This is a genomic window from Alicyclobacillus acidoterrestris, from assembly GCF_022674245.1.
Taxonomy (GTDB): domain Bacteria; phylum Bacillota; class Bacilli; order Alicyclobacillales; family Alicyclobacillaceae; genus Alicyclobacillus; species Alicyclobacillus acidoterrestris.
Genome location: NZ_CP080467.1, coordinates 2,301,470 through 2,322,520, shown reverse-complemented (window position 1 = coordinate 2,322,520; position 21,051 = coordinate 2,301,470). Strand labels below are relative to the sequence as shown.

Below are 21,051 nucleotides of genomic sequence, written 5' to 3'. Positions count from 1 at the left end.
TGAATTAGGAATTTCGAAAACAAGAAAAGACTTGACAAATCAAAAACACCCCAATAATCGCCGAGAAGGTACTGGTTACCTACCTCTTAGTGATTCGGGTGGTGTTGTGCGTGGCGAATTTATGCAAACCAAAGTTCAAAGTTTTATCGTCGTTCAGTCAGGGTTAAAGTCTCAAGTAGTGGTGTAAATTCTTCAGGAGGCTGAATCTTGACGAAAAAGCCATCGAGTGCAATCTACTAAAAGTGTGCAGCAATCAGTAGAGGAGGCACTTCGATGGCTTATACGGATAAGATCGCACTTTTGGAGTTAATTCGCAAGATCGGATTAGAAGATGGTGATGTGGATTTCTTGAAAGAAGGGCTGAGGGTTCTCACCCAAGCAGTGATGGAGGCTGAGGTGAGCTCCCTGATTGGCGCTGAGCGATATGAGCGTAGTGAGAAGCGTAGCAACAGCCGTAATGGGTATAGAGAACGAGAATGGGATACTCGTGTCGGAACGATCGATTTGCAGATTCCCAAGCTTCGTAAAGGGAGTTACTTCCCAAGTATCCTAGAACCTCGGCGGAAGGCTGAAAAAGCCCTTCTGTCCGTTGTTCAAGAAGCGTATGTGCATGGTGTGAGCACTCGTAAAGTGGATGAGTTGGTCGAATCTATGGGGATTCAAGGAATCAGCAAAAGCGAAGTGTCTCGAATCTGTAAAGAACTCGACGATGTAGTGCAGGACTTCAAAAACCGCCCGCTGGAGGGGACGTATCCATATCTTTGGCTAGATGCCACTTTCCCGAAAGTGCGAGAAGGCGGACGGGTGCAGAGCATGGCGTTTGTGATTGCCATTGGTGTGCGAAACACCGGTGAGCGTGAAGTATTGGGATTTGACATTGGCACCAGCGAGGACGGCGCGTTTTGGCTCACATTCATCCGCAGTCTGATTGCACGTGGATTGCGTGGCGTACAGTTAGTAATTAGCGACGCGCACGAAGGACTGCGTAGTGCCATTGCTTCTGCGCTGACTGGAGCGACCTGGCAGCGCTGTCGTGTCCACACAATGCGCAATATTCTCAGCCAGGTGCCTAGAGCGTCACAAGCGATGGTCTCATCCATTGTCCGGACCATCTTTGCGCAGCCGACGCAGGAAGCCGCCAAACAGCAATTATCTGTCGTTGTGAAACAACTTCAAGGAAAGTTTCCAAAAGCGATGGGTGTTCTGGAACGTGCAGAGGAAGACGTATTAGCATACATGGGATTCCCGAAGGAGCACTGGAAGCAGATTTGCTCGACAAACCCACTTGAGCGCTTAAATCGTGAACTAAGGCGGCGCTTTGATGTGGTTGGCATATTCCCCAACCGAGAGTCTGTATTGCGCCTTGGAGGATCGATTCTCCAAGAGCAGAACGATGAATGGATAGTTGCAAGGCGCTACTTCAGCCGAGAGTCTATGGCAAAACTCATTGGCACTGATGAACAGCAGTTACTAGCTCCAACGTCAGTTTTGCATAAATAGCTAACACTAGGGGTTGCACTCAATTTACACCACTTGACGGGACACTACCCAGTCAGGTCGGTGGGATACCGTTGCTTTGTACCCTGTGGGAGCGTTTTGACCTCTCTCTGCTACTATCTCAATCCGGCATTTTCAAAGTTCGCGGTGTGGCGACCTGGGTCCTTGCTTTCCTTTACGTGGTCGGATTAATTAACCGTTCTCCCTCGGTGAATGCATTGTCGTCGTTTTATACTGGCCCCAGAGTCAACCCAGACAGATGACGTGAGGTAAAATAGACGTAGTGAGGTGTTTGACTCATGCCAGGACGTAAGTGGACTGTGGACGAGAAAATGAACATTGTGTTGGAAGGGATGGTTCCCGGGGCGAATATCAGCGAGGTTTGCCGACAGCATGGTGTGGCCCAAAGTCTGTATTACAAGTGGCGTGACGCATTTCTGGCTGGTGGACGAGCAGGGCTTCAGTCAGGTCCTTCTACCCGGGAGCAGGAGTTGGAGAAGCAGTTGCAGGAAGCCATGAGCAAAATTGGCGAGCAGGCTATGGAAATCGATGTGTTGCGAAAAAAATCGAACTGGGGCCGGAAGTAAGCAGCCGTTCCTTGGTTGCTCAGCTCGTCAAGGAAGGGTTTCGGGTCCCAGTGATTGCGAAAGCATTGGAGCTGAATCGAACTTATTGTTATAGCTTGTTAAAGGAGCCTGTGAAGAAGGCGAAAAAAGCGGTTATAGATAAAGACGCCCTATTGAAACAGCGGATTCGCCATCTATGCGAGAGGTTCCCACGATATGGATACCGTAGAATCAAGGTCATGTTGCGTCGTCAATACAGCATGCAGGTAAACCACAAACGAGTACACCGGCTCATGCGGGAAATGGGATTGTTGGTCAAATCCCCACAGCGAGAAGCTTCCCGAAAGAAGCGGTCTGGAAAGATTCCGGTGAGTCAGTCAAACGAACACTTCCAGTGCGATATGACAAAGATTTGGTGTGGTAAGGATGGCTGGGGATATCTATTCGCGGTAATCGATGCGTACGACCGTGAAATTGTGGGGTATTCGTTTTCGCGCTATTGCCGGACAGAGGAATTGCTGCAGGCTGTGGATAACGCATTCAACTACCGATTCCCGAGCGGGGTACGAGGCGCAAACTTAACGCTCAGAACTGACAACGGATGCCAAATGACAAGTCGACGATTCGTACAAGCCATGAAGGACTGCCAGGTGAAACATGAACGGACAGGTTATAACAACCCGGACGCAGATGGCTATATCGAACGTTTCTTCCGTTCGTTGAAGGAGGAAGAAGTTTGGATGCAGGAATACGACAACTTCGCGGAAGCCAAGATCGCAATCAAAACGTATATTGAGTTCTACAACAAAGAGCGCCCGCACTCAGCGTTGGGCTATCGTACACCGCAGGAATTCAGAAAATGGAAGGAATCAAAAGAGGCAGCGTAGACCTGATAATTATCAGAATAGAATGGCGTTATCTCAAAAAATTATGCACATCTGTCTTGACAGGACGGGGTTCAATACGGTTTTATAACCAAGACGGTCTACTGCAACAGACACTCGGCGCGAAGAAGATATCGCAATCCGCACTCAGTCGGTTTCTGACCGGGTTTTCCGGTTGGGATGTATTCAACAATAAGCGTACTGAAAGGCTTCAGGATGACACAGACACTGCACTAACAAATGGCGATGTTCTGGCCTTGGACGACACGCATGCACCACACCCATATGCGAAGAAAATCCCCTTTCTCTATTGGCTTTACGACAGTTCCAGCAAAACCTACACATGGGCCATGAACATCGTCGCATTACACGCTGTTCGCCGAAACGGTGTTGAGTACCCATGGTCCTATTCCATCTGGAAGAAACCAGAATCGGAGACAGCTAAAGAGTCTTCAAAACTAGACTTGGCATGGCGCATGCTTCAGGATGTTCGCAAACAAGTATCGTGTCGATTGTGGGTTGTTATGGACCGTTGGTACTTCAGCAAACCATTCTTGCGTCAGTGCGAGTCTGCCAATTTCGATTGGATCACGAAGGCGAAACGCAATACGAAGCTGTTCCGTCGACTCATTGAACCGGGCACCGGGCGTGAACGATTTGTTCCCATACAGCCCATAGATTTGATTCGTGAAGTCTATCCGCGCTTGAAGATGCAACCCAAGGCGAAAGTTGCTTCTGTAGTCTGTCAGGATATCTACATGCAGATGCCGACAGAAAAACGCAATCGTAAAGGACAAATGATCATAAAAATGAAGTACACACCCATTGCTACAGTGGTTGGTTGGCGGGTTAAGGAGGAGTCTAAGGATACCGAGCGAAGCAGGATCGACACAACCGACGAATCAGACCACGAACCCGCGGCCGACTACAAGGGTGCATATCTGCTGATGAGTAATCGTCACGACGTTCCACAGGAAGTGCTTGGGGCATGGCTACGCCGCTGGAATATTGAAATCCTGTTTCGTACAGCCAAGCAAGAGTTGGGTATGTTGAACTGCCATTCACAAAACGAGAACCACATTCATGCACACCTGACGCTGCTATTTACGGCGGAAACTCTCATTCGGTATCTGCTTTGGGCACAACGAAAAACAGCGGGCAAAGAGGATTGCACCCACGGCGAAGTGATCCGCAATCTCATTTGCATCCGCTGCCACACACGTCGAGTCCTTAGTAGAAATAAAACAGACTCGATTACACTCGATCTTGACACAGTCGCAAAGGATTTTGCAAGACTGATTCGTAGACTTTGGCCACCCAATCTAGAAATCGGGTGGTTCTGTCCCTTTTCAACCAACCAATTGTTGGGGACAACTGCATAGGTCATGTTATATGATGCCTGAGAGAGTTCTTGTGGTTTCGTATTTGGCACCGCCTCTGATCAACACTGAGTTAATATTGGTTTGGAAGACCTTGTGTGAAATGTCTTCCCACTTTGCGACGATCCTTCTGACTGTGAAATTGACAGACAATTCACGAGTTGACCCACTTATGTCACTTCCGCCGAATGTTCAAGTCTATAGAACACCAATTCTTGAAGAAAGTGACTGACAAAGCTCTGGGCACCGTATTCGACGAGGAGTGTCTTTGGGCATCTTTAGGACGATTAGAATCTCTTAAATATGACCTGATCTACAGTCGTTCTCACCCAGGAGCAAGTCACATTTTTGCTTACAAACTGAAGTAAAGGTCTCAAAAGCCTTGGATTGCTCAATTTAGTGATCAGTGGACGAAAAATCCATATCACTTGAATCATACACGTCTGCGCAAAGCATCTGACAGCCATTGGGAGAACCAAGTCATCCGCCATGCCGATTTCTTGGTTTTTCCGACGAAAGAAAGCTTGGATCTCTATGACGAAGCATATTCACATCTCAACATAAAGAGTAGATCGACCGTGTTGCCGCATCATTACGTTCCTGCTCTATACAACAGCCAAAACATAACCGACAAAGCCACTGCGGGAGATATGTCCACAATTTCCTTCGCATACTTTGGAGACTTTTACGGAGTTCGTTCACCAGAGCCATTCATTAAGGCGTTTACAGAAGATTTCTCGCACAACTCCAACGCTTCTCGACAACGCAAAGGTCAGTTTCTTCGGTAATGTCGAATCGAATTTTCCGACATGGCGGCCAATTCACCTGTAACAATCAACCGAGGTAAAGTAACGTACTTTGAAAGCCTGGGTTTGATGGCAAAGAGCGATATTCTACTGTTAATTGACGCCCCCTCAAAAACTGGAGTCCATCCTTTTCTGGCATCGAAGCTTGTGGACTTTTAGGAGCGGGGAGGCGCCTCCGCTTTCATATCCCCTGCCGGGCATTGATGTCTTATTAAGACAGTGGCGCGCCTTTTAGCGCCAATAAGACATGAAATCTGCGCTAATCGTCGGCTTTTCGCTTGTATCCGGCGGCTTTTCAGTAAATAAAGCACTTTTTCGACCTTATATCAACAGAATATACTGAAGTTCGGAAAATAAGGTCGATATTCTGCCTTATGGGCCCGGGGGCCACGCCATATGCCACACGCCGCAGGCTCCTCACGCGCCGAGGCCCGCCGGCTTATCTGTACCCCACCCGCCTGCCCATTCAGGGAACCTTACCTGCTTTGATTTTGCTTATCCCTGTACGCTTTCAAAGCACCCGCGACGGAAGCAGCAGAACCAGCAACAAAAAGGACCGAACCCGCAATCCAGGCAATGCTTGCCACGACCTGATACGTCTCTCTAGATGGCTCAATTTTGGTGGGTCGCTTCTTGTTTACAGCCACTTGTCGCACCGCCCTACCCCTTCATGATAACTCATACTCGATCACAATTCAGACACGTCTCAAGGATCCAGTGGATTTTTCACGAAATGGTCTTACGTTTCGCATCTAACGCTTCATTCTTATCATATTCCAGTGAATCAAAATTAGGTTCCGTTAATGTCCTGTAGTCAGATACCTCATACAGTGGCTTTTATTTGTCCGGGGAGTTTTCATCAATGGTCAGTGTGGATATCCATCCCGGGACATCCACATTTCACGTTTTACAGAACATAACAAATACTCATCTGTAAACGTCTATCTATTATTTTGCTGGAGTTCATATTGCGAATTCTTCTCCTTTAGCAACACAAGACAAGTTATCTGCGATGTGCCTATCCACATATGAATACACTAGCTTGTGGGAGGATACACCCTATCGTTCAAGAAGGGATGCCTTGAATCGCATCCCGACCCGGAGAATTTCTATACTATTTCTTTGCCACAAGCATAAATCTTGAACTATTCGTTCTAATGCCACGTTCCGTTGTGTGAGCTTTGATGAACTCATCTAGGATTTTGAAATCGTCGTCATATTCACCAAAGTGGGGGATAATCGGAGTATGCTTTAAGAGAAATATCAAGTCTTCTGGACGCTCATAATACTCGGTTACAGTCGATTCGGAGGATTGTATCTGACTAAATCCCGCATCCTGTAATGCTTTGACGTACTTTTCCTTCAGTGTACCCTCTGATATGCCAAAAGCTTGCCCTCTGCCAAAATACTCTTTTACATTCAACTTATCAGACTCACTGACTTGTTGAGTCATGAAGAACCCATTTTCAATCAGAACTCGTGCCACCTCTGAAGCACTAAAATCAGAGTGTCGACATGTAACTAGATCAAAGAAACTATCGGGAAAATCCACATTCGATGCATCCATCAGCAGGAACCGAACGTTGGTCTTCCCCTTGGCAAATGCGTTCTTGTTCGCGGTCGCAATCATACCCGTTGAGTTATCAATGCCCACTGCCAGTAAAACGGAATTGCTGATGGATAATACGGCTTCACCGCCACCAGTCCCGATATCAAGAAGGATTTCTGTTCCCGTAGCCTTCTGAACTAACTTGGAATACAAATCTATACCAATACCTTCAGACTGGCACTTAACTTTGCTGAAGTCCCATCCGTTCTCAGCACCAACTCTGTTGTAAAATGCTTTGTAATCAAATTCCTTCATATTGATATTCCACCTTTCAAAATGGGTGAATCAAGACAGAAATGTCTTGCATTCAATGAATGTCTGGCACCATTCAGAGCACGGGTTTCTTACGTTCAAAGGGCAGACTTCCTCCTTGATGGCTAGCACGCGTTTTTCCCCAGCCCGAAACCTAGATACCTCGAACGATACGGAAAGACATCCGTTTCCCACCTCTTTTGAAAAGTGAAGTTATTATACCACGTTATTAAAGATTCAAATTCAGATACACCCCATCCAACTCATTCTGTGTAATACCGATGTACGACAGGGTGACACTTGGGGCGGAATGATTGAATAACTTCTGCAGGACAGCCAGGCTCACACCGGATTGATACGCATGGTACCCGAAGGTCTTCCGAAGCGTATGTGTACCGATGTTTTCTTTAGTCCCGACAGCTCTTGCCGCATCATTAATGATTTTACAGGCTTGTGGTCTCTTCAGAGCATGACCGCCTTTCCTGGACAAAGACAAGGGATCATCTAAAATGTCGGCGATACCCCCAAATACCACGAAAGAGACTGCCTCTTCCCCGCAGCCTCCACAAAACTGTCGTGTAGATTGTAGACCCGTGACCATTCCCCAACGCAACTCTGGGTCGTCACACGTTTCCGCTAATCTGCCCTTTCATATCCTGATCAAGCATATTGCCATCTGCGCCTTCCAGACCATCAAAGGTACTGTTGATGACGCCTCCATTCATACATAGAACCCCAAAAATACCTCCTTGCCCTTGGTTCATTTTCATATTTGCATCCCAACCGGTGAGATTCAATTCTCCCAAAAACACGCCCGCGTTCTGCTGGGGCGTACTTACGTTTAAAATTCCAATGTTGAACATGGATGGCATTGGTGAACCTCCCGCAAAGCGTTTTACAATCCTAGAAATTACTTGCAATTTGTGATTTGATGTCCTGATCTAAAATCACGCCGTCTAACAATTCCATGCCATCAAACGTGTGGTTCACGTTGTTCAGACTCCAGTTAAAGATGCCATACATTGGTCCGTGCCCTTGATTATACTTAATATTGGCATCGAAACCTGTGATATTAATCTGGCCGACAAATACGCCTGAGTTCTGCTGCGGGGAATGGATATTAATCACGCCGAAGGAAATGATGTTCGGAATCTGTGTCACCCCCTGCACGCCATCGCAGCACTGGCCAATCGTGCGCGACGCTAATCCGTATTCAATGTGCGCTGTGCTACAACAGGTGGATCCGGCGCCGCCACGAATACGCCAGACTTCACATCTCTATCGTCAATGAGTGCATCGACGACGTCGGGATCATAAGCGATATTGAGATTCCCCTTCGATTGATTCACGTGCCCGTATGTCGGACCGTATGCGACGTTCTCCTTTTGATGCGCGTCTAGTCCCGTAATACGCGTTTCCCCGATGAATACGCCGGAGTTTTGCACAATCGTCTCACACTGAATGTCGTTGACGCGCGTGTTCAATACATTCGGCGCAGAGTGCTGATAGTGTGGCGCGAAGACATGGATATCTCTATCGTCTATTGGCGTGTCGATAACATCGGGATCGTAGACCAGATTGACGTTACGGTAAACAAGATTTTGGTTGCCGATGGACCCTATCGCATTGTTGGATTTTGAATGGCTACTGACGCCGATTGCGATATTTTGGTTCCCAAAATACACGCCAGAGTTCCCAGCAATGGTGTTGACGGTTAGATTCACCGCTTGATTTGCTTTCACGACACCACTCCTACATTCCCTCACCAAATGCAAACCTTCCCCAAAACTCAGGCGACAAAACCTTCTGGCATACATGCGTTTTGTGTCTAGTGAGCCCCATGGATTTTAGGGTCGATGCTTGGATCGCCTGCGTACGGTCGGCCTCGAACGGCCTGTTTTCCGATTGACGGATGCGTCTGAACCGTTGTGAAACAGCCAAAAGGGATCAAACCCCAGTGCAGAAAATGGCCATTGAGCGCTCAACTGGTGTATATCGTGAAACATTTGCATGGGTTGGTTGTCGTCCCGCTCGTCAGCGTCGCGGTACAACTTAGGATATGTCATAAACTGCCTGACCCAGTACGGCATATCCTGTGGGAGCATATTCTCAACCACCTTTTCCGTATCTGTCCACCAAGGGACTCGATGGTCTTCCCGAGCCAAAAACGATTTGATGAAATCCTCCCACATCACCATCCCCCCTTTCATAAACATTGAATGACGAACATATCCATATGGTGATTTGCATATCGGGCGCAAACGCCTACGGTACTTTGCGCGAAGGCCATAAAGAATCAGGTGTTTTTCGGGGTGGCCAAAATCCCGAGAGGAGTTGAATCATTTTATGTTTGCATCACGTCGCATTCTTCGAAATCAGACACTTTTAATTGAAGAACTCCGCCGTACCAACCAACTCCTGAGATCTTTACCGTACGAATTGGCCAAAGCCCCTGGAAATGTGCACATTCAAAACCTGAAAATAGAGCAGGCCACACTGGATAAACTGCTCTTTCAGTTAGACCGCATCGATGTCAAAGAGTTGAGTGGAACGCTCAATGTGGGCAATAACTTTCAGATGGACAACCCTAAGCGACAAATATTATCAAACAAGCAATCGGGACTTCGTCGACTCATGCAATCGGATGTGTCGAACAACTGGAATGAATCCACGGGGGAATCTGCCAAAGATACGAGTCCCGCTTCTCTTAGCGCCACCGAGCCTCCGCACCTGGCGAGGACAGATAGCGGCTACACGATAAAAGTCGACCAACAATAGGGGGCATACCACATTGGCTGACCAGGACAACGCTGAACAAGGTCTCTTTTCGACTGTATTTATCGTCGGAACCGTGTCCGTCTCCAACATGGAGGGTGCTTCTTGCCTAAATGTCGGAAACAACTTCCCGACCAACTTTCGAAGTGTCAAAAAGCATAATCAGGGATTCGGAAATGTGACGGGTGATCACAATGTCATGCGAAATCTCAAATCACTCTTAAGCGACCCTGATATACTCGATACGGTTTCGTTCCAAAACGAGACAGACATTCCCAAGTGGGTTGAAAGCCTGCTGCAATCCTCGAAAGAAGAAGAGGGGTTCAAGCGATGAACCAGTGGCGTCAGGGGCGCATTCAAATCGGCACGATAACCGACGCATCGAACGCGTACTTTGGTCACAACGTAGCAGTTTGTCAAACCACCTCGCGCAAGGTATCAGATGGCTTTGGCTCAGTACGTGGGCAAGGCAACGCGTTTTTCGAAAACGTCCAAATCACGTTGGATAACGATGTCATCGACAGCGAACATTCGAAAGGGCATTCTCAGTCAGACAAAGAGTTGTGAGGCTCCACGACACCTGCTGGGTGATGCAGGGAGGCATACGTCCATGAAAAACGGTGGCCAACAAAATCCATTTGAATATCTGAAGAACCTCGGTGATTTACGAGACATCAAGAAATTATTAGGTGAAGATTTTTTTAAACACTTCTCCATGGCAGGGTTCAATGCGGATCCGCTGGTTCGTGAAGAAGAAACCGAACAAGTATACCCTGCCGTCGACATCTATGACCTCGGGAATGAATTCAGCGTCTGGGCAGAAATCCCTGGGCTGAAGCGAACGGACATCTCCCTTCAGGTGAGTTCCTATAGCTTGTTCCTGCGCGGGAATGTACCTACGCCAACCGGAAAGCGCAACGCTCACGTACTGACGTCGGAACGCTATGTGGGTCCGTTCGAACGAACCATAGAACTGCCCGTACGCATACGTCCAGAATCCGTCAAAGCTTCTTACGCCAACGGCCTTCTGATTATCATTCTAGAGAAGTTCTCGCCGACGGAAGGTGAAATCCACCATGCTGTAGATATCGAATTTGAATAAATCCGCCAAATACCTCAGCTGTTCCTCGATTATCGATCTCGGTTATCGCTCCCGAACCATCGCCAATAAATCGGCACTCGCGCGCGACACGTCCGTAGCCCCCATGATCGCGGACACCACCGCGATGCCATCTGCGCCTGCTCCCAGGACTTGCCCGACGTTGTCCTGCTGGATGCCGCCAATACCGACGATTGGCACATCGACGCAGTCAGCAATCGCCCGAAGTCCGTCAATTCCGCACATGTCCGCATCCGGCTTCGACGACGTCGGAAACACGGACCCTACCCCCAGGTAATCGGCGCCCGCGGCAACCGCAATGTGTGCTTCTTCCACGGTGCAAGTGGAGACGCCAATCACCATGGTATCGCCCACCAACTTTCGCACGTCCGTACACGAAATATCACTCTGCCCAACATGAACGCCGTCGGCATCGGTTAGGAGTGCGATATCGACGCGGTCATTCACGATGTAGAGTGCACCGTATTCCCTCGTCAATTTGCGGATGGCCCGCCCGAGTTCCACCAGTTGTGCCCCATCGTCGTGCTTGCGTCGAAGCTGAACAGTCGTGACGCCGCCCATCAGCGCTTGCTGAACCACATCCAGCAGATTCGCGGTGTCCTCGCGATGATCTGTCACCAAGTAAAGGGCCAATTTGTCTCTGAATTGCGCACGGCTCAAAGTCGGATTGGACATACAAAAAGCCTCCTGTCGAAAGAGGCCGCTAGGGTGTAGAAACGCGAGAAGGACGTCCGCCCAGTATATTCACGTCTCCGCCACTTTCCTACGCCGGTATTACCCAGATCAGGTGCTAAGGGTCCAAGGTTCTCCCTTGTCTCAGCATGTTGCTCCCCTAGTGGCTCTATTCAATTCATCTGTCGATGACATTACTACACTCCGATGGACAATTGCAAGGTGCCCCTTATCACATCCCAATATATCTGGCGTAGAGACTACGCGCTTCCACTTCATTGTCGACACCGTGAATGAGCGCCCGACCGTCGGCAAACAACGTGATTTGCACGTTGCCAAAGTCGCAGCGCAGCAAGCTGTCGTTGTGTCGCACCTCACCAAACGAAGAAAGCCTGTCCGCCATTTGCGACAGTGAGACAAGGAGGCGGGCCGCTGGTCGCACCTGTATCGTTTGACGTCCACACAAAGAGACTGTCAAGTCGTTCGTCCGGGTCTCAAGCGCCACGTACTCGTGCTGTTGACAACATGGACACGCCGCTTTCGCCTCTCCGAACTGGACGCTGCGAAACTCGTTTTTCCACACATCCAAATACGTAATCGCGTTCGCCAGGGCGTCGACATTGCCCGTCAGATACTTGAATATCTCCGCTACCTGCAGCGAGGCGATAATGGACACCACGGGCGCAATGACACCCACCGTATCACACGTATCATGTCCGCCACTCTGCGTGTTTGGCCCAAACAGACAGACCAGACACGGTGTCTCTCCCGGGCGAATAAACGCCGTCGTGCCATATGAACTGACCGCGCCGCCGTACGACCAGGCGATTTGGTGCTTAACCGCTACGTCGTTGATGAGGTATCGCACTTGAAAATTGTCCGTCCCATCGACAATCACATCGACATCGGACAACAGTCGCTCAGCGTTTCGCCAGTGAACATCCTCAATCGCCACCTCAATTTCAACGTCGCGATTGGCCTGTCTCAGTTTATCCGCGGCCGCCTCCGCTTTGGCGCGTCCGTGCAGAGCATCTGCCTCGTCATACAACGACTGCCGCTGTAAATTTGACGGTTCGATGATGTCTCTGTCAATCAGGCGGACGAAACCGACACCAGCGCGAACGAGTTGGGTTGCCGAGGCCGTGCCCAAGGCCCCCATCCCGACGATCGCGACACGCGCGCGGCGCAGCAAAGCCTGTCCGTCCTCCCCAATCGGTCGAAACAAGACCTGCCTTGAGTATCTTTCGTGATCCAACGTGATCATCCCCCTTGTCACGCTCCTGCGGACACTTTAGCGCAGTTTCGAAACATCCGCAAAAGGGCTGGCCTTCTACCGTACAGGCTAGCACGCACTATCTGGATGCCGTGTGCCGACGTGCGAATCGGTCCGAAAGCAGCTTTCCAGCGACTCCCTTGACGATCCATCCTCGCCCATGATAGCCTAATCCCGAATTGAACGTCTGACAAATAATGTGCTAGATAATGGTGTGTTAGTTGGGTTCAAAATGGAAACCCGCCGTACCTGATAATTCAGGTACGGCTTTTTTGATGGTGAGGTGAACCATGAACGCGGTCTTACATGTGATTAGTGATAAGCATCGACACCACTTACCGCTCTTTGATGCGCTCGTCGAAGCGGCGAAAGGCGGTGCCGACGTCTTGCAAATTCGCGAAAAAAAGGCACCCGCACAAGAAACGTATTCGCAAGTGCGACAACTGCAACAAGCGTTATCAGAGGAGCGGCTCTCTTCGCGCATTTTCGTCAACGACCGAGTCGATATCGCTATCGCGACTGACATTGCCGGCGTACACCTAGCAGCCAAATCGCTCCCGACGCCCGTCGTCGACGCATTGCGCCAACAAGCGGGTTGGTCCGGCCAAATCGGCTGTTCTGTCCACAGTCTTGAAGAGGCGCAACTGGCCGAGCAGGCTGGGGCGGACTATGTGACGTTCGGCCACATTTTCGCCAGTGAATCGCACCCTGGGCTGCCACCGCGCGGCGTCTTCGCGCTGCAGCGCGTGGTCGAAGCGCTGTCGATTCCCGTCATCGCCATTGGCGGCATCGACCAAACCAATATCGACACCGTGCTCGCGACAGGCTGCAGTGGCATTGCAGTGATTGGCGCAGTTCTTGGGGCCAAAAACCCACGCCGCGCGGCAGCGCAGTTGAAGTCCGCCATCGAGAAATCGAAGGCGCGCCCGAAGGTCGAATTTTGCGCGTTGCACAACTAGGAGATACATCAAGACGGTCATTGCGACTGACACAAGGGTGAATAATCGTCATTTTGGGAAAGGCGGAGACCACGTGACCGATATGTTTGACGTCATTGTCATCGGCGGCGGCGCCATTGGTATGACCAGTGCTTGGCGGCTCGCTCAGACAGGGCGACGCGTTTTGCTGCTCGAACGAGGCCAGTTGGGCGGTGAAGCTTCGAGTGCTGCGGCTGGGATGCTCGGCGCGCAGCTGGAGGTTTCAGAACCAGGTGCCTTTTACCAACTGTGCCTGGAAAGCCGTGCATTGTACGCGCAGTTTGTCGACGAATTGTTCTCGTGCACGGGAATTGATGCCCAACTATCACACAACGGTATCCTCCAGATGGCCTTCGACGCGACCCACGTCACAGCGCTGAAATCTCGAATGCGTTGGCAAATTGACCATGGTGCGCGCGCAGAATGGTTAGACGCCGACGAGGTGAAACGGCAGGAGCCACTCCTCGCAAAGGCGTTTGGTGCGCTCCTATTACCGGACGACAGCAACGTCAACGCACCGCTCCTCATGCGCGCTTTAGCCGCAGCCGTGAAGCAAATCTGCCAGGTGTGCGAAGGCAGCCATGTGACCGATATTGAACACGAAAAGACAGGCGACGGATATGTGGTTAAAACCGCCACAGGCAGTTACTGCGGTGAATCCGTGGTCGTTGCTGCGGGCGCCTGGTCGGAGCGCTTGTTGGAACCGTTTTCCACGCCTTGCACCATCCGCCCTGTCAAAGGGCAACTCGCCGCGATCCGGCCGCGGCAGGGGCTCGCGATTCGCCACACCATCTACAGTGACCACGTCTACCTCGTGCCCAAACGAGACGGCACAATTGTGGTCGGTGCCACCGAAGAACGCGAAGCCGGATACAACCGGGACGTGACGATAGATGCGTTGACGACGCTGTTTACCGCCGTTACCCGCATGGCCCCGGGCCTTCGGGACGCCATCTTCGAACGCACATGGATGGGGCTTCGACCCGGGTCCCCAAATGGCCAGCCTTGGATTGGCGAAGTGGCCGGCGCACCGGGGTTGCACGTGGCTGTTGGACATTTTCGAAATGGCATCTTGCTCGCGCCCGTGACCGCCAAGATGGTCGTTCAATCCGTATCCAGAGAGCCCTGGCCAGCGCGTTGGCAACCGTTTCACGTCGCGTTGAAAGACCAGTTACAACCGAGGTGACTGCGATGAAGATTACCGTCAACGGTAAATCCCTAGAAATTTCAGCGAACACCACCGTGCAACAACTCGTGGAGCAACTCGATTTGGGACACGAGCGCATTGCCGTCGAGCACAATCGGCACATTCTCGACCCGGGCGATTTTGCCACAGCCACCATCGAAGAAGGCGACACGTTGGAAATCGTCCGCTTCGTCGGCGGTGGTTGATCAGACTGTATCAGCACAAAAGGCGCAAACACACGGAGGCGTCAGAGGAGGATGAACTCATGGATCAATGGACGATTGCGGGGCGCACGTTTACATCCCGTTTGATGGTTGGGACAGGCAAATATCCTTCGCTCACCGTCATGCGCGACGCGCTCGCCGCGTCAGGCGCAGAGATCGTAACCGTCGCCGTCAGGCGGGTGAATCTGGATGCGCGCGAAGAATCGCTGCTCGCTTATATCGATCTCGACAAGTATTTCTTACTCCCGAATACCGCTGGTTGCCATACGGCTGAAGAGGCTGTTCGCACCGCGCGCCTCGCACGCGCCGCGGGTTTATCCAACTGGGTCAAACTCGAGGTGATTCCAGACGACGGGACGCTTTTACCCGACCCAGTCGCCACCGTGGAGGCGGCAGAAATCCTCGTCAACGAGGGATTTGTAGTCCTCCCGTACACGACAGACGACCACACCGTCGCCAGGCGCTTGCTCGACGTCGGCTGCGCGACCATCATGCCATTTGGATCCGCCATTGGAACCGGCCAAGGACTCCCCAATCCGGAACGCCTGCGACGAATCATTGAACTGGTCGATGGGCGGGTGCCCGTCGTGATCGACGCAGGTATCGGCGCACCATCGGATGCGTCCTTGGCCATGGAACTGGGCGCAGATGCGGTTTTGGTCAATACGGCCATCGCGAAGGCAACGGACCCGGTGCAAATGGCTCAGGCGATGGCGCTGGGCGTTCAGGCGGGCCGCTTCAGTTACCTCTCCGGCCGCATCCCTCGCACGGAAGTGGCTTCGCCGAGCAGTCCAGAAGCGGGACTCATCGCGAAGGAAAGCGCGCCGACGACCGCGAGGGCCTAAGTCGCACAACACAGCAGAGCACAACGCGGGATCCTGCGCTATGGCCAAAGTAGGCGACAAATTGCAGGGCTGGTGCAAGGAGCGCGCTTTTTGGCCCCTTTACGCCAGCCCTGAAGGCATCACGCCGATTTTTTGGCGATTTGAAAGTTGCGAAGAACGCCCGTGCGCTTCAGTGCGTCAGCCAGCCACTTCGGCAACAGACCACCGAGCACTGCCCCACTCACCATCGTGATGACGGTGTAGAGGACGACGATGAAGGCCTGGTACGCGTGACCACCATACTGAACATACCATTGAACGCTGAATGCAATGCCAGCCAGCGCACCGGAAAGCATCAAAATCGACCAGTGATACTTGCGCCACCCGAACAAGAGAAACGCAACTTCCGCACCAATCCCCTGAACAAGGCCCGACAGGAGCCCACCAAGGCCCCAGTTGCCCCCAAGTCCGAGCTCGACAATCGCTGCAATCACCTCGGACATGAGCGCAGCGCCTGGGCGGCGAACGATATATGGAATGAGACCTGAAGCCAGCCACCAAAGTCCGTTTATCACGCCCTGCCCAGGCACCCAACCGATGCTGAACAAATTCGTGACGACATCCCACCCACGGTAGATAGCCCCGCAAACCACGGACAGAATGACCATCGTGACAATTTCCCGCAACTTCCAACTCATTTTGCACAACGCCCCCCAGAGTTTGAGTGCGCATCAGGCAATGCCAAAAGACCTCGTCGGCGAACGAACGCGTGACGAGGTCTGCTAAGTCTGCGGCACTTCCCCACGCTGGTATTACCCAGATCGGGTGAAAGGGTTAGCATCCTCTGCCTCTCAGCCATATGGCACCCCTAGCGCCTCGCATCGTATGAAATTGAATTCCCGCCACTTAGTTTAGCAAGAATTTCAAATCTGCGCTATCAGTGTAGAATGACGTGACCAAAGGGTTCGATGAGCCCGCGCACGAGCGATAAGGGGTTCGGCAATGAACTGTCCAGGATTAAACTCGTCCCAACGACTGCCACTAGGGTCATCAGAAACGTGAACACGCCCCATTCTCTTTTCGTTTCAACAGGGACGAGAAAGCGAATTTGCACCCACGATGCGGCTGCCAGCGTGAACAACATAGGCGTTCACAGCCGTCTGAAACGTCTTCATCACCTCAGGGTCGTCAGCGTCAAGGCCCGTCTGGTTTTCAATCAGCATCGCCGCCCCGGATAGCTGATACTGCACGGATACCTGATTGCCTTGCACCTGCGTGCGGACACGCCGATGCGCCTGGGTCAAGTCCACGCTGATGGTCTTCCCCATCTTTGGCACTTCCATCGTCAGCATGGTGTACTTCAGCCTGTCGAGCATCCACTCCAACGACATGGTGTCGTCCGGGTCTAGGTAGCCGACCAGTTTTAAATTGCGAAAGACCGCGCAGTGATCAAATGAAAACGCGGGCTCCGTATCCCCACTCTCTTCCCCCTGACTGCTCGAATCGCTCCCATCTGTTCCACCAGTGTCCGACGAGTCTCCGCCTGGTGACTCCTGTGCCGGCTTGATGTCAATCGCGCTTGCCATCTGATCTGTGCCTTCACTCGCCGATTGAATCATGAAGTCCATCAAGGTCGTATTCGATCCCGTCAGTTGACGCTCCAACTTACGAATCGCCTCACCAGATAAACTCTCCAGCGGATACGTGGTATTTAGCAAGGACCGAGCATCGCTGTCCTTCGCAACCAAAATCGCCGTGCGCAGGCGGTTGGGGGGATTTCTCCCGAAGTGATCGAGAATATCCATCATCCCGGTTTTGGCCATCCGGTCACCAATCAAAATAATGCGCAGATGCGGCAAGTACAGCTGCCGAGGAAGTTTCTTCTGAACATTGGCATCCGCCTCGCTGACGCTGCGGCCCGTGGCGCTGATCATAAAGAAGCTCTTGCCGCCTGATCCGCCACCCATTCCCGTCTGGGCACCCCCGACCCGCGATGGGATAGCCACGTGTACACTCACGAGGACGCGGTTATCCGGGGTTAAATCGATTGCTTTCGCCATGACGAGTGCGAGTTCGTTGACCTCTTTCCGATCCCAACACCCGGAAAGGGGCAGAATCAAACCAATCGTCATGAAGATGAAGAGCAATTTGCGCAGGTTACGCATGGGCAGGCGACCTATCCAGCCTGCGCCTGAGCATGTCAACGGCTAACAGGAACGTGGGCAAAATGTTCTGGACGACCATCCCTTCAATGGGAAACGTGTAGGTCAAGAAACTGCGCAGTTCCGCCAAATTCGGGAACATCCACAGGCACCCAATCATCGTCAAGATGGTCACTGGCATGACAATTAACCGGTGATCAGACAATCCTGTCAAGTGCGTGACACAGGTTGCAAACACAAACAAACAGACCGCCTCTTTCACCACCAGCCCGTACATCCAAATCGAGATGATGAGTGGGTCAATTCGCTCAAAAAAGTCACCCAGGCTAATGTACCGGGCCGTAATGTAATAGGAGTACGTCAGTTTCTCGATGAGCGGCCCTGCGACCATGGTACTTTGGAGTGCTATCATCACGACAAATACGCCAATGAACGTCAGCAGGTAATACGACATGCGGCGAACGTTTTTGCTCGTCTCCAAAAAGGGCAACAGAAACCCCATCAGCAGAAATTCCCCGTACCAGGCCGATGGCACAATCGCCGCCTGAATGATGGTCTCAAACCAGTCCGGCCCCAACACGGGGCGAACATATGCAGGACGCATGTTGGGCAGCAAACAAATAAATACGAAGAGGAAAAACGTAATGGTAATTGGGACAAACGTCTCTGCGCAGCGCGCAATCACTTCGATGCCTGCCCAGACCGCGAGCCCACATGCGAATAGAAATAGCCCGAGAATCATCGGTTTTGGCGTGCGCGGAAGGGCAAACATCGAAATGAAGGTCATCATCTCAGCGGCGACCTTCGTCGTGTAAATAAATGTTTGCGGATGAACACGTCCCGAAAATCCTGAAAATGCATCGGTCCAACCGGCGTGAAGTAGGGGACGCCGAACGACCGAAGGGACACTAAATGGATGACGAGAATGACAATGCCAATGGCGATTCCATAGATTCCAAAAATTCCTGACAGAATGAGCATTGGGAAACGCAGAAGTCGAATCGCGATACCAAAGTTGTAGCGCGGAAAAGTAAACGAAGCGATGCCTGTAAACGACACGACAATGACCATCGGCGCCGAAATAATGCCAGCTTCCACGGCCGCCTGACCAATGACCAATGCGCCGACGATACTCATCGCTTGCCCAATTTGTTTCGGCATGCGAACGCCGGCCTCGCGCAGCGCTTCAAACACGATTTCCATGAACAACGCCTCAATGACAGCCGGAAACGGTGTGGATTCACGGGCTGCCGAAATACTCATCAAGAGTGTCGTCGGAATCATTTCCTGTTGAAACGTCGCCATTGCCACGTAGACGGATGGCAAGAGAAGGTTTACCAGCATAAACGTAATTCGCAAGATCCGCAAAAAACTAGACATAAAGGTCCGCTCATAGTAATCTTCGTTCGCGTTGAGCGCTCCAAAGAAAACCACTGGGGCCACCAACGCAAATGGCGTACCGTCTGTAAAAATGGCGAACCTACCCTCCAACAAGTTCGCGGAGATCACATCGGGCCGCTCTGTGCTCTGTACTTGCGGAAAGGGCGACTTCGGACTGTCCTCAATAAATTCCTCGAGAAAGGCCGATTCGAGCACGGCGTCGATATCAATGCGCTGGATGCGCCGCCTCGCCTCTTCAACCACGGAAGGTTCAGCAATTCCGTCCACGTAGGCCAGCACCACATCAGTTTTTGTAAATTCACCAATTATGAAGGTTTCCATCTTCAATTTCGGACTGCGGATTCAACGCCGAACCATTGCTGTATTCGTGCGCAGAGACTCGACAAAGCCCTCGCGAGGACCGCGGATGACCGGTTCCGACGGCGGTTCTTCGATGCCGCGCTGCTTCCAGCCCACGACGCTTAAGATCAAAGCAGCTTCGTCCCCATCGACACACATGGTGACGCTGCCCTTCAGGACAAACTCCACCACTTCGTTGTAGGTCGTCACCACACCGACTTGTGCCGCGGGCACGGCTCTGTCGGCCAATATCTCCTGCACCCAGGCCGCCGTGACAGCTGGTGTCGGCGGCAGGGGTTGGCGCATGAGCACCTGCAAAACGGCCTCGTCCAGATGCTTGGTGTCGACGAGCCCGTCGACATAGGTAATCAGCATGCGGATACCCTGCCCCACTGCATCCGGACAGACGATGTGCCGAAACACGACATCGGAGCAATTGGAAAAGGTCTCGCGTAAATGCTTCTCCTTGACCTCCAACGCCTTATCCAGCAAATCTCCCTCTTCTGGGGCTGGGTCGGGCAATCTCACCTCAGGAATGATACTTTTGGGTCGTTTCACTCGTCGATAAGACCTCATACCGTCCTCCTCGCAGAACTACGATGTACGTTCCCCAAAGATGACCTTGTACATGCGAGCGTTTTGCAGAATTAACGTTCACAACGCATTTGACACTATATATAGTGTTCCATTGATAGTTCGTACACTATATATGTGCGAGAAACGGTGAAAAATCGAATTCTGCAAAACGCTCATGCAATAAAAGGTATCTGACCCACATTGCGGATTACACAGCGCGTCGATGCGGATGCTAGAGACAGCGGATTGTATTCGCCTGTACGGCGATACGTTGTCGCAGGCAAACGCCACCGCAGAACTACGAAACAAACTGGACGTCGCCGTCCCCGAAGCGCGCACCAAACAGTCACTCTGCTTATTTCAGCTGCACAACATTGAAGGGATAACAGAATTGCGCGACCTCGGGGGCGTCCTCACGGACTTAAGCCGCATCATGGATGAAGTGACCAACAAGTCTGTGGCCATGACAGGATCGGAAATTGACCTATCGACCTCGTGAACAGATACATTCGGGAAGGGTTCCACTAGA

General features: G+C 51.6%; 24 protein-coding genes, 1 pseudogene and 2 riboswitches. Of the genes and pseudogenes, 13 read left to right on the top strand and 12 right to left on the bottom strand.

Annotated elements, in window-relative coordinates; genetic code table 11:
• Positions 1 to 273 precede the first annotated feature (273 nt).
• The 4 genes from K1I37_RS11035 (at position 274) to K1I37_RS11020 (ending at position 4,329) form a co-directional block, all read left to right on the top strand.
• The gene (locus K1I37_RS11035) at positions 274 to 1,500 is read left to right on the top strand and encodes an IS256 family transposase (RefSeq protein WP_206923068.1); all 1,227 of its coding nucleotides are present in this window, start codon (positions 274 to 276) and stop codon (positions 1,498 to 1,500) included.
• Positions 1,501 to 1,796: 296 nt separating this feature from the next.
• A complete protein-coding gene (locus K1I37_RS11030; protein WP_067623977.1) occupies positions 1,797 to 2,084 on the top strand; it encodes a transposase in 288 nt (95 codons plus the stop codon).
• Positions 2,085 to 2,095: 11 nt separating this feature from the next.
• Positions 2,096 to 2,950 carry an IS3 family transposase gene (locus K1I37_RS11025; protein WP_272496353.1) on the top strand — a complete coding sequence of 285 codons (855 nt, stop codon included), beginning with the start codon at positions 2,096 to 2,098 and terminating at the stop codon, positions 2,948 to 2,950.
• Entirely contained in the window at positions 2,923 to 4,329 is a 1,407-nt protein-coding gene (locus K1I37_RS11020; protein WP_242215899.1) for a transposase, read from the top strand. The genes K1I37_RS11025 and K1I37_RS11020 overlap by 28 nt, the downstream gene beginning before the upstream one ends.
• A gap of 1,917 nt (positions 4,330 to 6,246) precedes the next feature.
• Here K1I37_RS11020 and K1I37_RS11015 read toward each other — a convergent pair.
• The 6 genes from K1I37_RS11015 to K1I37_RS10990 form a co-directional block, all read right to left on the bottom strand.
• Positions 6,247 to 6,996 (bottom strand): class I SAM-dependent methyltransferase, encoded by a 750-nt coding sequence (locus K1I37_RS11015; protein ID WP_021298620.1) that lies wholly within the window; start codon positions 6,994 to 6,996, stop codon positions 6,247 to 6,249.
• A 226-nt stretch (positions 6,997 to 7,222) separates the two neighbouring features.
• A complete protein-coding gene (locus K1I37_RS11010; RefSeq protein ID WP_031219324.1) occupies positions 7,223 to 7,594 on the bottom strand; it encodes a tyrosine-type recombinase/integrase in 372 nt (123 codons plus the stop codon).
• Between the two features lie 22 nt (positions 7,595 to 7,616).
• Positions 7,617 to 7,865 (bottom strand): hypothetical protein, encoded by a 249-nt coding sequence (locus K1I37_RS11005; protein WP_021298618.1) that lies wholly within the window; start codon positions 7,863 to 7,865, stop codon positions 7,617 to 7,619.
• 31 nt (positions 7,866 to 7,896) lie between these two features.
• On the bottom strand, positions 7,897 to 8,154 hold the full coding sequence (locus K1I37_RS11000) for a hypothetical protein (protein ID WP_021298617.1): 258 nt from the start codon (positions 8,152 to 8,154) through the stop codon (positions 7,897 to 7,899).
• Positions 8,155 to 8,195: 41 nt separating this feature from the next.
• Positions 8,196 to 8,735 (bottom strand): hypothetical protein, encoded by a 540-nt coding sequence (locus tag K1I37_RS10995; protein ID WP_021298616.1) that lies wholly within the window; start codon positions 8,733 to 8,735, stop codon positions 8,196 to 8,198.
• Between the two features lie 105 nt (positions 8,736 to 8,840).
• Positions 8,841 to 9,185, bottom strand: a complete 345-nt coding sequence (locus K1I37_RS10990; RefSeq protein WP_021298615.1) for a hypothetical protein — start codon at positions 9,183 to 9,185, stop codon at positions 8,841 to 8,843.
• 154 nt (positions 9,186 to 9,339) lie between these two features.
• Between K1I37_RS10990 and K1I37_RS10985 the strand changes: the two genes are divergently transcribed.
• From K1I37_RS10985 to K1I37_RS10970, 4 genes are read left to right on the top strand one after another with little or no spacing between them, the layout of a single operon-like run.
• The gene (locus K1I37_RS10985) at positions 9,340 to 9,771 is read left to right on the top strand and encodes a hypothetical protein (RefSeq protein ID WP_021298614.1); all 432 of its coding nucleotides are present in this window, start codon (positions 9,340 to 9,342) and stop codon (positions 9,769 to 9,771) included.
• A gap of 13 nt (positions 9,772 to 9,784) precedes the next feature.
• Positions 9,785 to 10,102, top strand: coding sequence for a hypothetical protein (locus K1I37_RS10980; protein WP_021298613.1), 318 nt, complete (start codon positions 9,785 to 9,787; stop codon positions 10,100 to 10,102).
• On the top strand, positions 10,099 to 10,335 hold the full coding sequence (locus K1I37_RS10975) for a hypothetical protein (protein ID WP_021298612.1): 237 nt from the start codon (positions 10,099 to 10,101) through the stop codon (positions 10,333 to 10,335). Before K1I37_RS10980 ends, K1I37_RS10975 begins: the two co-directional genes overlap by 4 nt.
• A gap of 43 nt (positions 10,336 to 10,378) precedes the next feature.
• Positions 10,379 to 10,870 carry an Hsp20/alpha crystallin family protein gene (locus K1I37_RS10970; protein WP_021298611.1) on the top strand — a complete coding sequence of 164 codons (492 nt, stop codon included), beginning with the start codon at positions 10,379 to 10,381 and terminating at the stop codon, positions 10,868 to 10,870.
• A gap of 42 nt (positions 10,871 to 10,912) precedes the next feature.
• Here the strand turns inward: K1I37_RS10970 and thiE (K1I37_RS10965) are convergent, their stop codons facing one another.
• Both thiE (K1I37_RS10965) and K1I37_RS10960 read right to left on the bottom strand, forming a co-directional pair.
• Positions 10,913 to 11,563: a thiamine phosphate synthase gene (gene thiE, locus K1I37_RS10965; RefSeq protein WP_021298610.1), complete on the bottom strand. Its 651-nt coding sequence runs from the start codon at positions 11,561 to 11,563 to the stop codon at positions 10,913 to 10,915.
• 68 nt (positions 11,564 to 11,631) lie between these two features.
• Positions 11,632 to 11,732, bottom strand: a riboswitch (TPP riboswitch).
• Between the two features lie 60 nt (positions 11,733 to 11,792).
• On the bottom strand, positions 11,793 to 12,824 hold the full coding sequence (locus K1I37_RS10960; RefSeq protein WP_021298609.1) for a ThiF family adenylyltransferase: 1,032 nt from the start codon (positions 12,822 to 12,824) through the stop codon (positions 11,793 to 11,795).
• 299 nt (positions 12,825 to 13,123) lie between these two features.
• Here K1I37_RS10960 and thiE (K1I37_RS10955) point away from each other — a divergent pair, with 299 nt between their 5' ends.
• The 4 genes from thiE (K1I37_RS10955) to K1I37_RS10940 all read left to right on the top strand — a co-directional run bounded on the left by thiE (K1I37_RS10955) (position 13,124) and on the right by K1I37_RS10940 (position 16,065).
• Positions 13,124 to 13,792 carry a thiamine phosphate synthase gene (gene thiE / locus K1I37_RS10955; RefSeq protein ID WP_021298608.1) on the top strand — a complete coding sequence of 223 codons (669 nt, stop codon included), beginning with the start codon at positions 13,124 to 13,126 and terminating at the stop codon, positions 13,790 to 13,792.
• An 82-nt stretch (positions 13,793 to 13,874) separates the two neighbouring features.
• A complete protein-coding gene (thiO, locus tag K1I37_RS10950) occupies positions 13,875 to 14,996 on the top strand; it encodes a glycine oxidase ThiO (RefSeq protein ID WP_031219319.1) in 1,122 nt (373 codons plus the stop codon).
• A 5-nt stretch (positions 14,997 to 15,001) separates the two neighbouring features.
• Positions 15,002 to 15,202 (top strand): sulfur carrier protein ThiS, encoded by a 201-nt coding sequence (gene thiS, locus K1I37_RS10945; RefSeq protein ID WP_021298606.1) that lies wholly within the window; start codon positions 15,002 to 15,004, stop codon positions 15,200 to 15,202.
• 59 nt (positions 15,203 to 15,261) lie between these two features.
• Positions 15,262 to 16,065, top strand: coding sequence for a thiazole synthase (locus K1I37_RS10940; protein ID WP_021298605.1), 804 nt, complete (start codon positions 15,262 to 15,264; stop codon positions 16,063 to 16,065).
• Between the two features lie 119 nt (positions 16,066 to 16,184).
• Here K1I37_RS10940 and K1I37_RS10935 read toward each other — a convergent pair whose 3' ends face one another.
• The 4 genes and pseudogenes from K1I37_RS10935 to K1I37_RS10920 form a co-directional block, all read right to left on the bottom strand.
• Entirely contained in the window at positions 16,185 to 16,742 is a 558-nt protein-coding gene (locus tag K1I37_RS10935; RefSeq protein ID WP_021298604.1) for an ECF transporter S component, read from the bottom strand.
• A gap of 83 nt (positions 16,743 to 16,825) precedes the next feature.
• Positions 16,826 to 16,924: riboswitch (TPP riboswitch) on the bottom strand.
• Positions 16,925 to 17,129: 205 nt separating this feature from the next.
• Entirely contained in the window at positions 17,130 to 18,209 is a 1,080-nt protein-coding gene (locus K1I37_RS10930) for a Ger(x)C family spore germination protein (RefSeq protein WP_021298602.1), read from the bottom strand.
• Positions 18,202 to 18,996: a GerAB/ArcD/ProY family transporter gene (locus K1I37_RS10925; protein ID WP_021298601.1), complete on the bottom strand. Its 795-nt coding sequence runs from the start codon at positions 18,994 to 18,996 to the stop codon at positions 18,202 to 18,204. Before K1I37_RS10925 ends, K1I37_RS10930 begins: the two co-directional genes overlap by 8 nt.
• Positions 18,993 to 20,522 (bottom strand): annotated as a pseudogene (locus tag K1I37_RS10920) (spore germination protein). Before K1I37_RS10920 ends, K1I37_RS10925 begins: the two are co-directional and overlap by 4 nt.
• A gap of 229 nt (positions 20,523 to 20,751) precedes the next feature.
• Between K1I37_RS10920 and K1I37_RS10915 the strand changes: the two are divergent.
• On the top strand, positions 20,752 to 21,021 hold the full coding sequence (locus K1I37_RS10915; RefSeq protein WP_152498736.1) for a hypothetical protein: 270 nt from the start codon (positions 20,752 to 20,754) through the stop codon (positions 21,019 to 21,021).
• Positions 21,022 to 21,051: the final 30 nt, after the last annotated feature.

Coding starts and splice junctions, on each gene's coding strand:
- K1I37_RS11035 (WP_206923068.1), top strand. CDS start 274: ATGGCTTATACGGATAAGATCGCACTTTTGGAGTTAATTCGCAAGATC.
- K1I37_RS11030 (WP_067623977.1), top strand. CDS start 1,797: ATGCCAGGACGTAAGTGGACTGTGGACGAGAAAATGAACATTGTGTTG.
- K1I37_RS11020 (WP_242215899.1), top strand. CDS start 2,923: ATGGAAGGAATCAAAAGAGGCAGCGTAGACCTGATAATTATCAGAATA.
- K1I37_RS11015 (WP_021298620.1), bottom strand. CDS start 6,996: ATGAAGGAATTTGATTACAAAGCATTTTACAACAGAGTTGGTGCTGAG.
- K1I37_RS11010 (WP_031219324.1), bottom strand. CDS start 7,594: ATGGTCACGGGTCTACAATCTACACGACAGTTTTGTGGAGGCTGCGGG.
- K1I37_RS11005 (WP_021298618.1), bottom strand. CDS start 7,865: ATGCCATCCATGTTCAACATTGGAATTTTAAACGTAAGTACGCCCCAG.
- K1I37_RS10990 (WP_021298615.1), bottom strand. CDS start 9,185: ATGTGGGAGGATTTCATCAAATCGTTTTTGGCTCGGGAAGACCATCGA.
- K1I37_RS10985 (WP_021298614.1), top strand. CDS start 9,340: ATGTTTGCATCACGTCGCATTCTTCGAAATCAGACACTTTTAATTGAA.
- K1I37_RS10975 (WP_021298612.1), top strand. CDS start 10,099: ATGAACCAGTGGCGTCAGGGGCGCATTCAAATCGGCACGATAACCGAC.
- K1I37_RS10970 (WP_021298611.1), top strand. CDS start 10,379: ATGAAAAACGGTGGCCAACAAAATCCATTTGAATATCTGAAGAACCTC.
- thiE (WP_021298610.1), bottom strand. CDS start 11,563: ATGTCCAATCCGACTTTGAGCCGTGCGCAATTCAGAGACAAATTGGCC.
- K1I37_RS10960 (WP_021298609.1), bottom strand. CDS start 12,824: ATGATCACGTTGGATCACGAAAGATACTCAAGGCAGGTCTTGTTTCGA.
- thiE (WP_021298608.1), top strand. CDS start 13,124: ATGAACGCGGTCTTACATGTGATTAGTGATAAGCATCGACACCACTTA.
- thiO (WP_031219319.1), top strand. CDS start 13,875: ATGTTTGACGTCATTGTCATCGGCGGCGGCGCCATTGGTATGACCAGT.
- thiS (WP_021298606.1), top strand. CDS start 15,002: ATGAAGATTACCGTCAACGGTAAATCCCTAGAAATTTCAGCGAACACC.
- K1I37_RS10940 (WP_021298605.1), top strand. CDS start 15,262: ATGGATCAATGGACGATTGCGGGGCGCACGTTTACATCCCGTTTGATG.
- K1I37_RS10935 (WP_021298604.1), bottom strand. CDS start 16,742: ATGAGTTGGAAGTTGCGGGAAATTGTCACGATGGTCATTCTGTCCGTG.
- K1I37_RS10930 (WP_021298602.1), bottom strand. CDS start 18,209: ATGCGTAACCTGCGCAAATTGCTCTTCATCTTCATGACGATTGGTTTG.
- K1I37_RS10925 (WP_021298601.1), bottom strand. CDS start 18,996: ATGATGACCTTCATTTCGATGTTTGCCCTTCCGCGCACGCCAAAACCG.
- K1I37_RS10915 (WP_152498736.1), top strand. CDS start 20,752: ATGCTAGAGACAGCGGATTGTATTCGCCTGTACGGCGATACGTTGTCG.